Origin of the sequence: Streptococcus mitis (assembly GCF_000722755.1) — a bacterium.
GTDB classification, from domain to species: domain Bacteria; phylum Bacillota; class Bacilli; order Lactobacillales; family Streptococcaceae; genus Streptococcus; species Streptococcus mitis_CM.
Genome location: NZ_JPFY01000011.1, coordinates 25,364 through 42,065, shown reverse-complemented (window position 1 = coordinate 42,065; position 16,702 = coordinate 25,364). Strand labels below are relative to the sequence as shown.

The following is a 16,702-nucleotide window of genomic DNA, read 5'->3' as shown; positions in this document are numbered from 1 at the left end:
AGATTATTTTTTTACAGTAGGTATAAAATTGCTAGTGTAAAGAGACTTGCTAATAGCCCCACTCCCCAAAAGAAGAAGTCGACCTTCCACTCGCTCCAAGGACTTCCCTTACCAGACAATCCTCCAAGCTCAAAATGATGATGCACAGGCGTCATACGGAAAATACGTTTACCACCTGTCAGTTTAAAATAACTGACTTGCATCATGACCGAAGTTGTTTCAAAGACATAAACAATTCCGATAATCAAGAGAGTCCATTCTTGGTGGAGGGCCATAGAGATAGCTGCCAACATTCCACCTAGGGCCAAACTTCCCACATCCCCCATAAAGACTTTAGCAGGCTTATGGTTAAAGACGAAGAAACCAAGCAAACCACCAATCATGGCAAGAATCACTAGAAGGATATCCATCTGACCTTGCACATAGGCAATAACTCCATAGGCAGACAAGCTAATCACAACGGAAATACTAGCTAGACCGTCAATACCATCTGTCAAGTTGACTGCGTTTGAAAAACCAACTAGCCAGAAAAGAGCGAAGATAATATAGAAAATCCCTAAATGCACTTGGTAGCCAAAGACAGAGAGCATATCGCCCCCACGCTCATAAAAAAGGTAGAAAATGACGCCACCTAGCAGCTGAAGAGCCAATTTCTGTTTGGGGTTTAGCCCCTCATTGATCTTTCGGAAGACCTTGAGAAAGTCATCTAAAAAACCAACCAAGCCATACAAGACCAAAATAAACAAAATCATACCAACATTATTGGTCAATTGTTTCGAAAAAAGAGCGACGAGGAAACTCACCACAACTGCAGCAATGAGGAAAACAAGTCCCCCCATTGTAGGAGTCCCAGCTTTTGCCTGGTGCTGTTTAACATCCTCATGCATCTGCTGGCCTGTAATTTGCGCCTTTCTATAAAATTGGATAAAGGCCGGAATTCCTACTAAAGTTAGTAAAAATGTCACAATTCCAGCACTAATAGAAATAAACATATTAGTCTCCTAAAGTTAATTTAATTTTTTTAATGTTTTTGATAGCTGTATTAGTCCGAACATCTTGCTTCTGAACAACGGAACCTGAACCTTCAAATTCCAGTTCAATATCCAACCATTTAGCAAAGGTCTCGGCAGTCTCTTTTTTCCAGCCATACATGTCTGGAATTTCTTCTACCTTATCCGATAAAAGGAGAACTTGTTGGTTTGGTGCAAGATTGGTCCCTTCTTCTACAGAAGTCTCTTTAATCTTTGTTCCAGTACCTACAACGATTGGTTGCACAATATTTCGGCGTAAGGCTTCCGCCAACTCACCAGGTGAAATATCCTTGATGCTAGGCATTGCATAAGAAGATTCTGTCGTAACTTTATCTAAATTTTTGGCTGGAGATTGAAGATTGAGAGATTCTTTCATAGCTGAAGCCCGCTCCAAGATTGGGGTGGCAAATTCTCCCAACTGGATACCTGAATAATGCTCAGGCTGTTGAACCGTTACATACAAGATAAAATCAGGATTTTCAGCAGGATTCATAGTCACAACTGAGAAAATATAATTGGTAGAACCAACCAAGTATCCTCCATTTTTCTCATCAGCGATTTGAGCCGTACCGGATTTAACTGCTACATTTTGTCCAGGAACTGTTATAATTGGCTTTCCTGTGTAGTGATTATACATAGTTCCATATAGAGGGTCCGTCCCAACTAAGATCATGTGATTTCGAGTTGTGCTTGCTGCCTCTTTGGAAACAGGATTTCCTACTATTTCTTTTTGTGACTTACGTACAGACTGATTGTTAGTATCATAAATAGCACTTATAAATTTTGGCTCCAGCATAACTCCATCATTAGCAATAGCTGTAAAGGCACGAAGCATTTGTGTTTGTGTCACTGAAATTCCTTGCCCAAATGAGCTTTGAGCAATACTAACAATATTATCAGCTGGAAGTTGACCAGCGTATTCATCTGTCAAGCCAAAGCGAGTTGGAACCCCAAATTTAAAGCGTTTTAGATAATCCAACCAAGTAGCATCTCCCATTTTTTGTTCAAGTAGACTCATTCCAACATTACTGGAGTGAGCGAAACCTTGTAAGAAAGTCATCATACTACCAGTAGTCAAACCTTCATTAACATCCCAATCTCGAGTCGTCGCATCCGCTATTTTGAATTCACTGCTATTGAAGTATTCTCCACTTGGGAAGGTATTATTATCAATAGAAGAAGCTAACGTCATAACCTTCATGCCTGATCCTGGTTCATAGTTACTTTGATAAAGAATGTCACGCCAAACAAAGTCCTCAGTGATTCCTTCTTTAGTATCTGCATTAAAGGTAGGTCGTTGGGTGGTAGCGAGAATTTCACCGGTCTTTGCACTGACCAAGGTCGCGGTCATATACTTACCTTTTACTTTTTCTAGAAAGGCATCCATCTGAGTTTCCATGAAAGATTGTAGCGGACTAGACAATGTTGTATAAACATCCTTGCCATCCACAGTTTGTTGCGATACCAGTTCTGTACCTGGTACGATATTTCCTACACGGTCTTTTTCATAGGTAATAATACCGTCTGTCCCTGCTAACAAGCTATTCAAGGAACTTTCAATACCGGATGTCCCAACGAGACTCTTAGAACCATCTTCGTTTTCATGAAGTTGGGCTAAACCGATGAAGGATGAGGCAAATTTCCCATTTGGATAACTTCGATTTGGACTAGTCGTAAAATTAATACCCTCAACCTTAGCAGATTCTAAGTCCTGTTTAATGGACATCATATTAGCATAGGTAATCCCATTCCCTTTAGCACCAAAAGAAACCTGTTTGAGATTTGGTTGAGAGAGTTGCTCTTTCACATAAGCCTCATCCATATCCAAATACTTATGGAAAATTTCTGCTACCTTATTAAACTGCGAATCCTCTACATAAAGAATTTTTCCCGTTGCTGACTTGTATTTTTTGTCAATAACAGCATAGACATTATAAGAGGTCGCATCTTCTGCGATAGGCACTCCATTTCGGTCATAGATAGTTCCACGCTTGGCAGGAACTGTTCGGGTTGTTTGGTGAACCTTTTTAGCTTCTTTTACTAAGTCAGTACCAAATATATTACCTTTCGCGATAATATAAGCAAAATTGGCCAAAAAGAGACCAAAAAGGGCAACCGCTACAAAGCTGAGGTACTTACCAACTATCCTACGGTTTTTTGCTGGAGATTTACGATTTTTTATCGCAAATCGGGTTATTTTTTCTGTCCATTTCATATCTTACTCCGCTGTTCGGATATTTTCATTATTCAATTTCAAATCTTTTTTATCTGCAATCTCTTTCAAGCGCTCTGAACGAATCAATTCATTCACTTCCTGCTTAGCATCATCGAGCTCTGTTTTCTTCTCCTCTATCTGCGCATTGATTTTCGTCAAATCACTTTGCACTTGCAAAAGTCGTGTCTGCATAAAGATGATACTCACTGCTAAAACGAGAGCTGTAAATGCGATGGAAAGATAAAAAGCCTTCTCCACACGTGAGAATTTTTTGATACGATTCTGCAAGAATTGACTGGTTGTTTCTTTCTTATCTACCATTTTTTCCTCTTACTTGTGAATTTTTCTGGCCACGCGCAACTTAGCTGAGTGCGAGCGGTTATTGGCTTCTAACTCTTCTGCACTTGGCAAGATTGGCTTACGGGATACCAATTCCATCTTGGGCTTGAGATCATCTGGGATGAAAGGCAAACCTTTGGGAACTTCAACCGTTGAAGCTTCCTTGAACAATTGCTTGGTCAAGCGGTCTTCTAGTGAATGGAAGGTAATCACTGAGATTCTACCATCTAGAGCCAACATATCCATAGCCTGCTGGATAGATTCATCTGCAGCTCCCAGTTCATCATTGACTTCAATCCGAATAGCTTGGAAAATCTGCTTGGCAGGATGGCCCTTCTTCTTGAGCTCCTTAGCAGGCTTAGCCGACTTGATGATCTCTGCCAACTCAGTCGTTGTCTCGATTGGCTTGACTTCACGTGCTTGTTCAATCTTACGCGCAATCTGTTTAGAAAACTTATCCTCACCATACTTGAAGAAAATACGAACCAAGTCATGATAGTCATAGTGATTCACCACTTCATAAGCTGTCAGACTAGCTTCCTGATTCATCCGCATATCCAGTGGCGCATCCTTTTTATAAGAAAAACCACGCTCACGCTGGTCCAATTGAGGACTAGACACTCCCAAGTCATAACAAATTCCATCAATTTCCTGAACACCAGCTTCGCGCAAACGTGCCTGTAAATGACGGAAGTTATCCTTTATAAAAGTCACCATCCCCTTTTCAATGTAAGGTGCCAAACGTTTTTGCGCATTGTCAATGGCATTCTGGTCCTGGTCAAAGGCATAGAGATGGCCTTTTTCACTTAATTTACTTAATAAATATTCGCTATGGCCTGCTCCACCCAAGGTCGCATCAACGTAAACACCGTCAGGTTTCACATCAAGCATATCAATCGTTTCGTGGAGTAAGACCGTTACATGATGAAATTCTTTTGTCATATCTTATCTATTTTACCACAAATCTGACTAGCTTGCACTAGTCAGACAAATAGACCAAAAACAAGTAAGATTTCTTTAAGAAATATGTCAAATATGCTTGACATCTATTTCATAGAAGAATATAATATAGTCAAATATATGCGACACAAATCAGAAAGGAGTCCAGATGAATCGTGTGAAAGAATTTCGCAAGGAACTGGGCATTTCCCAGCTCGAGCTAGCCAAGGATATCGGTGTCTCGAGACAGACCATCAATATGATTGAAAACGACAAGTACAATCCAACCCTGGAACTCTGTCTCAATCTCGCCCGCAGCCTCCAAACTGACCTAAACAGTCTCTTTTGGGAGGATGATTTTTAAAAAAGGAGCCAACTCATGAAAAAAGAAACCTTCACTGAAAAACTCATCAAACGCACATACGGTATTTCTGGTCCCCTTGACGAATACAAACGGCGTGAGGCCGATCGTATCGGTAACCAAGTCTTTATCATCCTCTTTTATCTGATGATTTTCGGAAATCTTATTCCACTCCTTCTGGCCTATAAATACCCTCAAGAAGTGGCTCTAATCTATCCTCCTCTGATTCTAGTGATTGCCCTCATCGCTGCTGGCTATGTCACCTACCAAATGAAAAAAACAGGGATTACAGCTATTGATCCAGATATGCTGAATGAGAAAGAAAGCAAGCAACTATACTACCCAGGTCTTAAAGCAGGTTTGTTCTTTGGTCTATGGATGTTTTTTATAACTCCTCTTCTCAGTATACTCATAGGTGAAGGTCAGGACTATTTTCATTCTCTCCTCACTATAAGAAATGGTGTATCAAGCATTCTCGGTTCTATCTTCTTCGGAGCAAGCATACAGTTCCTCATCTCCCGTCGCATTGCTAAAGCTAAGAAAAATCAAGATGAGGATTAGGAGGTGCCCTATGAAATCACTAGTAACTTTACTTACCTATCATCCCTATCATCTTTTGTTTGCTTCTCTGCTCATCTTCATCATCGTTTCAGGGAACTTGCCAATCTACGATATAGTCTTCCTTCCAGTCTTTGTTCCAGCCCTCAACAAAGGATTGACTTATCTAAAGATCGACTCCCAAAAAACGCGCATACTCAACTTAGCACTATTCTTTATGATTCTATCCTTACCACAACTGACGCTCATTTCAAGCAATTGGAAATATTATATACTGTTCACTATCGCTATCCTTTCTTCTATCACTTATCTTTATTATCTCTATCAATTCGTAAAAGAAAGTCAGTAAAGACGCTCATTTAGGAGGTTACTAGCATGAAAAAAGAAGACTTAACAACTCGCCTACTTCGAAATTTCTTTCATATCCAAGGGCCTTTTGATGAATGCCGTCAAGAGGTTATCTACAAGGCTTGCGCCCGTTCCATGATCCAAATCTTTTACTCTTCCTTCATTCTCTTCCTATTCTATATTTTGTTCGGAAGCTTTATAGAAATTGTTCGAAATGTTATGCCCTACATCTATTTTGGACTCATTTTGTTCATGAGTATAAAAGCTCAAAAAGCCGTCCAAGAGCTTCATCTTGAAAAGGATGACAAATCAGAAATCATCCTCAAAACCTACAGCAAAGCCCAAATCAAATTTAGGAGTTGGATTGTGTTTATCGGTATTCAGATTGGCTTCTTTACCTTACTCATCTTTCATAAAGTCTTCGTTCAGCAGATGTCCCTTTCAGATTTTATGAAGTTGCTCATGCAATTCGATAAAAGTGGTCCTTTCCTGATGTATGGCCTGATTATCGGTAGCATTTTTGGAACCCTGACCTACGGATTTCTATCACTACAGGAGGAGAAAACTCCTAAAAATACCAAACAGAAGGAGAAAAGCAAGCAATGACTTCACTATACGATTTTTCAGTCTTGAACCAAGACCATCAAGAAACTCCACTAGAGACCTATCGTGGTAAGATTCTCTTGGTTGTCAACACTGCTACTGGATGTGGTTTAACGCCCCAGTACCAAGGTCTCCAAGAACTCTATGACCGCTATCAAAATCAGGAATTTGAGATTTTAGACTTCCCTTGTAATCAGTTTATGGGACAAGCCCCCGGTAGCGCAGAGGAAATCAATAGTTTCTGTAGCCTACACTATCATACTACTTTTCCTCGTTTTGCCAAGGTCAAAGTCAACGGTAAGGAAGCAAATCCTCTCTATGTTTGGTTGAAAGACCAGAAATCTGGACCACTAGGAAAACGAATCGAATGGAATTTCGCTAAGTTTCTCATTGGTCGAGATGGGCAAGTCTCTGAGCGCTTTTCTTCCAAAACAGACCCAAAACAAATTGAAGAGGCCATACGTAATCTACTCTAAACTTCATTAAAATCCATCCTTCTATACTCCCAAAAACATAAGGATGGATTTTCTTTAAAAAGTAAACGAAATTCTTTAAATTAGATGGATTTTCTTACATTTCTCTATTGCATTTCTCGGAATAATTTAGTATATTTGTTATATTAAGGATTTTAGGTCATTTTAAAGATTAAGATGGCAATTTAAATTTTTTCACCTCAAAATGAAAGCGCTTAAATAGAGGGAGGGGTTAGTCTCAAACTATTGCACAAAATCTAACTATCGCTAAAAAAAATCGTTTCCAAGTCATACTTGGGCTCAGACAGTAGCTGACTGTCTTTATTCAAACTAGGAGTACATTATGAATCGATACCTTTTTGAAAAAGGGCAAACTTTTAGCATCAGAAAATTAACCGTTGGAGTTGCTTCGGTTATGGTCGGACTCGCTTTTTTTGCATCTGGAACAGCACTAGCTGACGAAGCAAAAGTTGAAACTACAAGTTCTCAACCAAACGTAGAAAAATTGGCCGAAGCTGAAAAAACCAAACCAGAAGTCAAAAATGAAAGTCCTGTAATTTCTACACCTCAAGAGTCAGAGAAAGCAGAGAAAGCAGAAAAAACTGCTAAACCAGTAGAGGAGAAAACTGTAGCAGATACTAAAACGACTGACTTGCTTCCTGAAGAAATCCACGATCAAGCTTATCCTGATGCACCCGTGAAAAACATAGATACTTCAGCAATCGTAGACAAGAAGGAGAGCCCAAAAGTTGAGACAGAAAGTATTCTAAAAAACAAGGAAAATCTTCCAAAAGAAGCTGAAAATGGTAATCGTGCGATCATCAACGGTGGTCTAGATTTGAAACACGTTCCTTATGAAGGGCAACCTGCTACTGCTGCCAGTATGATTTACACTATTTACAATGGTGGTTCCCAACGCTATATCGTTTCTGGTTCTGGTATTTTTGTGGCACCAAATGTCATCTTGACTGTTGCCCACAACTTTTTAGAACCAAACCGTGATACAAAAGAAGGACATATTCGAGGCGGAGATTCTGCTAAGTTTTACTATAACCTCGGTTCTAATTCTGCTGTTCGCAATTCTCAACCTGTAACGGGTAATACTACTCTATTCAAAGAAGAAGATATTCATTTTTGGAACAAGAAAGAATTTGGAAAAGGATATCAAAATGACTTGGCTGCTGTTGTAGCACCTGTTCCTCTTCAAATCGCTAGTCCAAATAAAGCTGCTACCTTTGTTCCCTTGGCAGAAAATAAAACCTATCAACCTGGGGACCCTGTTAGCACGATTGGATATCCAACTGATTCAAGCTCACCTGAGCTCAAAAAACCAATTGTAGCTGGTCAACTTTACAAGGCTGATGGTGTCGTGAAATCTGTTGATAATTATGATGATAAAGGCTCAAAAGGCATCACCTATCATATGACTTCTGTTTCAGGCCTTTCAGGTGCTGGTATTATCAACGGTGATGGTAAAGTAGTCGGTGTTCACCAACACGGCACAATTGAAAACGGCATCCCTGACAAAGACCGCTTCGGTGGCGGAATCGTCCTCTCACCCGAGCAAGTAAAATGGGTAAAAGATATTATCGCTAAATATGGTGTCAAAGGTTGGTACCAAGGTGATAATGGGAAACGATATTACTTTACTCCTGAAGGAGAAATGTTCAGAAATAAAACTGCTGTTATTGGCGAAAATCAATATTCTTTCGATGAAAATGGTGTTGCGACACTCATTAAAGGAATCGATTACGGACGTGTAGTTGTTCAACACGTAGATGAAACTGGTAATCCAATCAAAACTGATGATACTTTTGTTGAAAAAACTGAAGTTGGAACAGCTTTTGATTATAACTTCAAAAAAGAAATCGCTAAGACTGACTTCTATACAAAAAATCAAGAGAAATACCAGATTGTCTCTATTGATGGCGTCGAAATCAACAAACAACTCAAAGATGAGTGGACCTACAACGTCGTCAGCAAAACAGCTCCAGGAACACGGGTCATCAAGGTGGTTTATAAAGTGAATAAAGGTTCATTTGCCATTCATTATCGTTTGAAAGGCTCAGAGCAAGAATTAGCAGATGTTGTTACTGATAATAATGACGGAAAAGAATACGATGTTTCCTTTGTAAACACTTTTGAAGCAAAAGAAATCGCAGGCTACCGCGCAATCACTCCACGCTTAGAAGCCAGCATCCAGCACAAGGGTGTGAATGATGTCGTCTTTGAATACGAAAAAATCTCTGATAGCTCTAATCCGACTTCAAATGTTTTACCTGCTGCTCATCCAGAAGATAAAGAAACAGAAATTGGAAATCACGGTCCCCTTCCAAGCAAGGCTCAACTTGATTATCACAAGGAAGAATTAGCTGCCTTCATCCACTATGGTATGAATACTTACACTAATTCTGAGTGGGGACACGGAAATGAAGATCCTAAAAACTTCAATCCAACTAACTTAGATACAGACCAATGGATCCGTACTCTAAAGGAAACTGGCTTTAAACGCACTATTATGGTTGTCAAACACCACGACGGTTTCGTTATTTACCCATCTAAATATACAAATCATACCGTTGCTGCAAGCCCATGGAAAGATGGAAAGGGTGACCTTTTAGAAGAAATCTCTAAATCGGCTACTAAATACGATATGAACATGGGTGTTTACCTATCGCCATGGGATGTTAATAGCCCTAAATATAAGGTAGCTACTCAAAAAGAATACAACGAATACTACCTCAACCAGCTGAAAGAAATCCTTGGTAATCCAAAATACGGTAATAAGGGTAAATTTATCGAAGTCTGGATGGATGGAGCACGCGGTAGTGGTGCCCAAAAAGTAACCTACACTTTTGATGAATGGTTCAAATACATCAAGGAAGCTGAAGGAGATATCGCTATCTTCTCTGCTCAACCAACAAGTATCCGTTGGATTGGAAATGAGCGTGGTATCGCCGGAGACCCTGTATGGCACAAGGTCAAGAAAGCAAATATTACCGAAAACGTTAAGAACGAATACCTTAACCATGGTGACCCTGACGGAGATATGTACTCTGTAGGGGAAGCAGATGTTTCTATCCGTTCTGGCTGGTTCTACCACGATAATCAGCAGCCAAAATCTCTCAAAGAATTGATGGATATCTACTTCAAGTCTGTTGGTCGTGGAACGCCACTTCTTCTCAACATTCCACCAAACAAAGAAGGTAAATTCGCAGATGCTGACGTGGCCCGCTTGAAAGAATTCAAAGCGACTCTAGATCAAATGTATGCCACTGATTTTGCCAAAGGTGCGACTGTAACAGCAAGTTCGACTCGTCAGAACCATCTCTACAAAGAAAGCCACCTTACAGACGGTAAAGATGATACTAGCTGGGCTCCTTCAAATGATGCTACAACTGGTAGTTTCACAGTTGATTTAGGACAAAAGAGACGTTTTGACGTCGTTGAACTAAAAGAAGATATTGCCAAAGGACAACGTATTTCTGGATTCAAGATTGAAGTCGAAATCAACGGACGTTGGGTTCCATATGGTGAAGGTTCAACCGTAGGCTATCGTCGTTTGATCCAGGGTCAACCTGTAGAAGCACAAAAAATCCGAGTTACGATTACTGGCTCACAAGCCACACCAATCCTAACCAACTTCTCAGTCTATAAAACTCCGAGCACTATCGAAAAGAATGATGGATATCCTCTTGGACTAGAATACCACTCAAATACAACGGCTGACAAGGAAGGTACAACTTGGTACAACGAATCAGAAGGTATCCGCGGTACTTCTATGTGGACCAACAAGAAAGATGCCAAAGTCACCTACCGTTTCACAGGAACCAAGGCTTATGTTGTATCAACAGTAGATCCAAACCATGGTGAAATGTCTGTATACGTGGATGGTCAAAAAGTCGCAGATGTACAAACCAAGAACACTAGCCGTAAACGCAGCCAAAAAGTATATGAAACAGACGATTTAGCGCCTGGAGAACACACTATTACTCTCGTTAACAAAACGGGTGAACCAATTGCTACAGAAGGAATCTACACTCTAAACAATAACAGCAAGGGTATGTTTGAGCTTGAAGCAACTTCTTACGATGTCGAAAAAGGAAAACCTGTTACTGTTACAATTAAGCGTGTTGGTGGAAGCAAGGGAGCTGCTACTGTTCGCTTCATCACAGAACCTGGAACAGGTGTTCACGGTAAGGTTTACCAAGATACAACTCAAGATGTGACCTTTGCAGATGGCGAAACAGAGAAAACTGTTACCATTCCAACTATCGACTTCACCGAACAAGCTGACTCAATCTTTGATTTCAAAGCAAAACTCACTTCTGTTTCTGATGGCGCTCTACTCGGTTTTGCTACCGACGCAACTATTCGAGTAATGAAGGCTGATTTATTGAAGAAAGATCAGACAAATTACGACGACCAAGCTAGCCAATTAGATTACAGTCCTGGCTGGAGACACGAAACCAACTCTTCTGGCAAATACCAAAACACTGAATCATGGGTATCATTTGGACATCTGACAGAGGATCAGAAGAAAAAGACAACTGTAACTGCTTATTTCTATGGTACTGGTTTAGAAATCAAAGGATTTGTTGACCCAGGTCATGGTATCTACAAGGTCTTCTTAGATGGCAAAGAAATTCCTTACCAAGATGGTATGGGAAATGCTTCAACTATTGATGGCAAGAAATACTTTAGCGGTCACGCTGCCCAACGCCAAGGTGACCAGACTCTAGTCAGCCTAAAAGGACTTGATGAAAACTTGCACGCAGTAACACTCCAACTAGATTCTGATCGAAACGATTTGTCTCGAAACATCGGTATCCAGGTGGATCAATTCATCACTCGTGGTGAAGGAAGCGAACTCTACAGCAAAACACAAATCCTTCAATCTCTCTCTAAATGGAAAGACGACTTATCTAACTTTGATCCAAGTGGTTTGAAAAATACAGCAACTGCACGCCAAGCATTTAAGTCTAATCTTGATAAACTCACTGCACAATTAAGTTCTGATACGGTAAATGTACAAGATGTGATGTCAACAGTCACTGCTTTGCAAGATATTCTTAGCAAAGATGAAAATTACCAAAAACCTGGAGACGAAACAAGTCCAGAACAACCAGTTGAACCAAAACAACCGGAACAGCCGGAAATCAATTATGATAAGGCTATGGCTAGCCTGACTGAAGCTATCAAGAAAAAAGTGGCTGAGCTTGGTGCCAACAACGATGCTAAGAAGAAATTAGTTGAAATTACTGACAAAGCAATCGCAGCTATTCAAGAGGCTAAGACTCAAGAAGACGTCAACAAAGCTCTCAATAACGCTCTTGAACAAATCAAGCAATTGCAACCTAGCCAACCAGAACAACCAGTTGAACCAAAACAACCGGAACAGCCTGAAATCAATTATGATAAGGCTATAGCTAGCCTGACTGAAGCTATCGAGAAAAAAGTAGCTGAACTTGGTGCTAACAACGATGCTAAGAAGAAATTAGTTGAAATTACTGATAAAGCAATCGCAGCTATCCAAGAAGCGAAGACTCAAGAAGACGTCAACAAAGCCCTCAATAACGCTCTTGAACAAATCAAGCAATTGCAACCTAGCCAACCAGAACAACCAGTTGAACCAAAACAACCGGAACAGCCTGAAATCAATTATGATAAGGCTATGGCTAGCTTGACTGAAGCTATCGAGAAAAAAGTGGCTGAGCTTGGTGCCAACAACGATGCTAAGAAGAAATTAGTTGAAATTACTGACAAAGCAATCGCAGCTATTCAAGAGGCTAAGACTCAAGAAGACGTCAATAAAGCTCTCAATAAGGCTCTTGAACAAATCAAGCAATTGCAACCTAGCCAGCCAGAACAACCAGTTGAACCGAAACAACCTGAAAAACCAATTACTTCTTCAAGTCCTGAAGAAGGGGTTAAAGAGCTTGTCTTCCAACTCCCAAGTTTGGAGATTGTTAAGAAGGCAGTACCATTCAAGACTATCCGTCGCGAAAATCCACAATTAGACAAAGGGAAAGAACAAGTTCTATCAGAAGGGAAAGATGGTGCTATAATCGAGTATATCGAAGTAGATGGCAGCAATCGTAAGGTAGTTCAAATCGAATCAACTCCAGCTCTAGACCGAGTGATTGAAGTTGGGACTAAACAAAGTTCTGTAGGAACAGATACTCCACCAGTTGTGACTCTTCCTGAGTACCTTCTACCAAAAGAACCTGAAAAACCAATTACTTCTTCAAGTCCTGAAGAAGGAGTTAAGGACCTTGTCTTTAAACTTCCAAGTTTGGATATTGTCAAGAAGGCAGTACCATTCAAGACTATCCGTCATGAAAATCCAAACTTAGATAAAGGAAAAGAGAAAGTTCTAGCAGAAGGGAAAGATGGTGCTATAATCGAGTATGTCGAAGTAGATGGCAGCAATCGCAAGGTAGTCCAAACTGAATCAATTCCAGCTCTAGATAGAGTAATTGAGGTCGGAACTAAACAAAGTTCTGTAGGAACAGAGGCGCCACCAGTTGTGACTCTCCCTGAGTATGTTCTACCTAGAGAAACTGAAAAACCAGCTCCTGCAGTTGTAACAGAAGATTCACCAAGAAAAGATGAAAAAGCACCTGTTGCTACTACAGTTAAACAAGACAAGGAAAAACAACTCCCAGAAACTGGAGAGCAAGAAGCAAATGCCTTCTTATTCTTGGCTGCTATTACTTCAGTATTGTCTCTACTTATCTTCCAAAAGAATTTCAAAGACTAATTAAAATCTTTACTTAATTCTTTTCAATGATTCTAGTTCCCCCAAAGAGAAGACCAGCCGGTCTTCTCTTTTTCTATCTACAAATTAAAAAGCATCCATAAATTTCTATGGATGTCTTAGTATCTATAAAACAGAATGATTATTTGGGATAAGTATTTTCAAATTCAACAACAATTTCAAGTAAACGATTATCTAAAAAAGATAGGGCTTCTTGTCTAATCTCGTCAGAAAGACCATAATAAGCTTCTGCAAGTCCTCTTCAGATAGCTGCAATGGGACACACCAAAAAACGAGTTAATCTCCTACCAAATCTACTGGCCACTATTTTTAACCCCAGCATATACATAGGTCCTATTTCTGGGACATGCTTTTTCCGTTACCACCCTAAAATAAAAGCTATGCTCCCGCCCATCCTTGGCATTTTCCTTGTTTAAAACAAAGTAGTTTTTCTGATTCATCGCCATGGTTCGTAGGATGTCATCAATCAAGAAAGTCAAGGGTACGTTCATGGCAGAGTATTTTTGAAAATCCTCTTCAAAACGAATATAGTTATCTGAAAAGTAATCCATCTGCAGTTTGTTTTCATACAGCTCTTTTCTAGTCATAAACTCCCTCCTCCCACAGCCGAATTCCTAGGATATCTGCAACCTCTATCAACCTATATCCCTCGCTTGTCCTAATAGATAGAGTCTGAGGCGATAACTCTCTCACCACACCGATTATAGTGGTTTTCTGCTTCTTTTCCTTTAGCACAAAATTTCCCCTAAGTTGGCCAACATAAAGCTGAGAAAGCAAGTGTAACTTCTCATCTGGAGTCAAATCCGTCGAAAAATCAACCCGGCTTTTTTCTTCACTGAGCGAACTGGTGTGTTCTGAAAGGTAAAATCCCATCCACTTCTGCATACCTGGATCTTGATAATCTCGCGCGGATTGAAAAGGTAAATAAGAACGATCAATCATTTTAATCCATCTAATCCTCCAGCAGAATGTCCCCCAATCAGCTTGCTTCTGGCAAGACTCCTAGAGGCTTCTTCCAGTGCATTGGCCTTTAAGAGAGAAGTGAAACCAAATTGTTCCCGAATAGAGTCAATGGCCGTCTGGAGCCTTTCTTCTTTTTCTAACTTATCAACATCATCAAAAAGGGAAATCAAACCAAAGGACTCATCCACAAATCCTGAATAGTTGATTCCAACACTTCTGACTGCTCCTGAAGTGTATTTGTTATGAAATAACTTCAAAACATAATTCGTTAAAACAGCTGTATTATTGGTCGGTTCGACCTTCATTTGTGTGTGAATAGACGGTCTAACTTCCTGTTTAGAGAAACCGACATAGACAGAGACAAGGGTTGTTTTCTTGCAAGACTTTCTCAATCTAATAGCTACCTGCTCAGCCATTTCTCGGAGAATAATTTCAATATCCCGTAGCTTCACGTAGTCTCTCGGCAAGATTTGAGAATTCCCCAAGCCCTTGGATTTGGCTTTATAGGGCTTATGAACATTGCTCTCATCAATCCCGTTAGCATGAAACCACAAACGCAGACCAGCCTGACCCAGAGCTTTCTTTAACTGGTCGGGATTGCTGGTTGCCAATTCCTTGATGGAAAAAATCCCCAGAGCATACAAGCGTTTCTCCATCCGCCTGCCAATCCCCCAAAAATCCGTCATCTTGGGAATGGACCAGACCTTCTCTTCCACATCCTGGTAAGACCAGTTGGCCCTCATGGTCGGAGTGTGCTTGGCCTCATTATCCAGAGCCAACTTGGCTAGTAAGGGATTGGCATTGGACATACCTACTGTAGAGTAGATCCCTGTCTGCCTCCAAATATCCCTCTGAATACGGGCAGAAAGCAAATCTAGCTTGTCTTTGCGAGAGAGACCCTTATCTGGGATGAAATAGTTGAGCGAACTAGTTAGGTCAATAAATCCCTCATCGATAGAGTAGGGATAAATATCATCTGGACCGCCATAGTTTTGAAAGATTCGCTGAATTTCCATATTGACTGCGATGTACTCATCCATCCTAGGTGGCACAATCACGGTCACTTGAGCCCAATCTTCAATGTAGCGAACATAGTCTGAGTCGGTAGGTAGCCCTTGCTTTCGAGCATTGTAATAGGAAAATTTTCGCGTTTTGATATCAAAGGGCAGATCATAGGCCCGACCAACATTTGACTTGCCAAAAATCTTCTTAAACAGGGGAGAGGAGGCTAGGATAAGACCAGTTGAATTATCCGCGCGACTCATGACACAAAGCGAGGTTTTCAGCGGATGTAAGCCCCGTTTCACGCACTCAACACTGGCATAAAAGGATTTCATATCGACAAAGGCAATGTCACTTTTGGGCTCTCTGGAATAATCAAAGTAGCCCATTGACTAGCCCTCCATCGGCACAAAGTTCCCAACGATAATCCCCACAATCCGAGGATCTTCCTCATAGGAGATGAAAATATCCTTGTATTTAGGATTGATAGAGACCAGACGCAGGCCATCTTCCTCCCTATAGACTCGTTTGATATAGGTCTGGTTGTTGCAAACCACTGCATAAACAGCCCCATCATAGTCAAATCCTGTCTCTCGAATCAGAGCTACTGAACCATTTTGATATTTAGGTTCCATGGAGTCCCCAGACACCCATGACGCAAAATCATGAGCCAACTCCTCATTAAAGTAAACCGTATCAAAATTCTGATTATCGTAGACTGAAGCCCCAATCCCTGCTGACATGCGTTCATAAACACGGTACTCGTAGAGGCGCTCTGGCATGGGAGCCACTTTCTGAGCCTGTTCTTCTTGAGCCAGGTTGCGAGCATAGAGAACAACCTTCTCCTGCCCTTGCTTGGAGAGGCTATGGTAGAGACGGACAATCTCGATCTGAGTAAAATATCCTTTGGATACCTTTAAAATGTTCTCTAACTGGGCTACCTTCTCCTTAGACGGTTCTTTGATTCCACGTTCCCAAGCTGAGTAAGCCTGGAAACTAATCCCAAGTTTCTCTGCAATTTCCCTCTGTGTCAGTTTTAACTCTTTCCTCCGAGCCTTTAATTTTTCTGGCTGATACATACTTCACCTC

Annotated in this window: 14 protein-coding genes; 6 read left to right on the top strand and 8 right to left on the bottom strand. The window is 40.6% G+C overall.

Annotated elements, in window-relative coordinates; all coding sequences use genetic code 11:
• Nucleotides 1-11: 11 nt before the first annotated feature.
• The 4 genes from mraY to rsmH are packed head-to-tail and all read right to left on the bottom strand — an operon-like array spanning nucleotide 12 to nucleotide 4,527.
• Nucleotides 12-992, bottom strand: a complete 981-nt coding sequence (gene mraY, locus SK578_RS01870) for a phospho-N-acetylmuramoyl-pentapeptide-transferase (RefSeq protein ID WP_042750140.1) — start codon at nucleotides 990-992, stop codon at nucleotides 12-14.
• Between the two features lies 1 nt (nucleotide 993).
• Nucleotides 994-3,246 carry a penicillin-binding protein PBP2X gene (pbp2x, locus tag SK578_RS01865; protein WP_042750139.1) on the bottom strand — a complete coding sequence of 751 codons (2,253 nt, stop codon included), beginning with the start codon at nucleotides 3,244-3,246 and terminating at the stop codon, nucleotides 994-996.
• A gap of 3 nt (nucleotides 3,247-3,249) precedes the next feature.
• Complete coding sequence (ftsL, locus tag SK578_RS01860; RefSeq protein WP_000227824.1) at nucleotides 3,250-3,567, bottom strand: cell division protein FtsL; 318 nt, start codon at nucleotides 3,565-3,567, stop codon at nucleotides 3,250-3,252.
• A 9-nt stretch (nucleotides 3,568-3,576) separates the two neighbouring features.
• On the bottom strand, nucleotides 3,577-4,527 hold the full coding sequence (gene rsmH / locus SK578_RS01855) for a 16S rRNA (cytosine(1402)-N(4))-methyltransferase RsmH (protein WP_000159432.1): 951 nt from the start codon (nucleotides 4,525-4,527) through the stop codon (nucleotides 3,577-3,579).
• 166 nt (nucleotides 4,528-4,693) lie between these two features.
• Here rsmH and SK578_RS01850 point away from each other — a divergent pair, with 166 nt between their 5' ends.
• The 6 genes from SK578_RS01850 to SK578_RS01825 all read left to right on the top strand — a co-directional run bounded on the left by SK578_RS01850 (nucleotide 4,694) and on the right by SK578_RS01825 (nucleotide 13,630).
• On the top strand, nucleotides 4,694-4,888 hold the full coding sequence (locus tag SK578_RS01850; RefSeq protein WP_001082470.1) for a helix-turn-helix transcriptional regulator: 195 nt from the start codon (nucleotides 4,694-4,696) through the stop codon (nucleotides 4,886-4,888).
• A 15-nt stretch (nucleotides 4,889-4,903) separates the two neighbouring features.
• Nucleotides 4,904-5,446, top strand: a complete 543-nt coding sequence (locus SK578_RS01845) for a DUF3278 domain-containing protein (RefSeq protein WP_004269900.1) — start codon at nucleotides 4,904-4,906, stop codon at nucleotides 5,444-5,446.
• A 10-nt stretch (nucleotides 5,447-5,456) separates the two neighbouring features.
• Nucleotides 5,457-5,792, top strand: coding sequence for a hypothetical protein (locus SK578_RS01840; protein ID WP_042750135.1), 336 nt, complete (start codon nucleotides 5,457-5,459; stop codon nucleotides 5,790-5,792).
• Nucleotides 5,793-5,818: 26 nt separating this feature from the next.
• A complete protein-coding gene (locus tag SK578_RS01835) occupies nucleotides 5,819-6,397 on the top strand; it encodes a DUF3278 domain-containing protein (protein ID WP_042750134.1) in 579 nt (192 codons plus the stop codon).
• Nucleotides 6,394-6,870, top strand: coding sequence for a glutathione peroxidase (locus SK578_RS01830; protein WP_042750133.1), 477 nt, complete (start codon nucleotides 6,394-6,396; stop codon nucleotides 6,868-6,870). The genes SK578_RS01835 and SK578_RS01830 overlap by 4 nt, the downstream gene beginning before the upstream one ends.
• A 340-nt stretch (nucleotides 6,871-7,210) precedes the next feature.
• The gene (locus tag SK578_RS01825; RefSeq protein ID WP_042750131.1) at nucleotides 7,211-13,630 is read left to right on the top strand and encodes an alpha-L-fucosidase; all 6,420 of its coding nucleotides are present in this window, start codon (nucleotides 7,211-7,213) and stop codon (nucleotides 13,628-13,630) included.
• 311 nt (nucleotides 13,631-13,941) lie between these two features.
• Here the strand turns inward: SK578_RS01825 and SK578_RS01820 are convergent, their stop codons facing one another.
• The 4 genes from SK578_RS01820 to SK578_RS01805 are packed head-to-tail and all read right to left on the bottom strand — an operon-like array spanning nucleotide 13,942 to nucleotide 16,692.
• Nucleotides 13,942-14,235 (bottom strand): DUF5960 family protein, encoded by a 294-nt coding sequence (locus SK578_RS01820; protein ID WP_042750130.1) that lies wholly within the window; start codon nucleotides 14,233-14,235, stop codon nucleotides 13,942-13,944.
• The gene (locus SK578_RS01815; protein WP_042750128.1) at nucleotides 14,228-14,590 is read right to left on the bottom strand and encodes a hypothetical protein; all 363 of its coding nucleotides are present in this window, start codon (nucleotides 14,588-14,590) and stop codon (nucleotides 14,228-14,230) included. Before SK578_RS01815 ends, SK578_RS01820 begins: the two co-directional genes overlap by 8 nt.
• Nucleotides 14,587-16,002: a Y-family DNA polymerase gene (locus SK578_RS01810; protein ID WP_042750127.1), complete on the bottom strand. Its 1,416-nt coding sequence runs from the start codon at nucleotides 16,000-16,002 to the stop codon at nucleotides 14,587-14,589. Before SK578_RS01810 ends, SK578_RS01815 begins: the two co-directional genes overlap by 4 nt.
• A 3-nt stretch (nucleotides 16,003-16,005) precedes the next feature.
• Complete coding sequence (locus tag SK578_RS01805) at nucleotides 16,006-16,692, bottom strand: helix-turn-helix domain-containing protein (RefSeq protein WP_042750125.1); 687 nt, start codon at nucleotides 16,690-16,692, stop codon at nucleotides 16,006-16,008.
• Nucleotides 16,693-16,702: the final 10 nt, after the last annotated feature.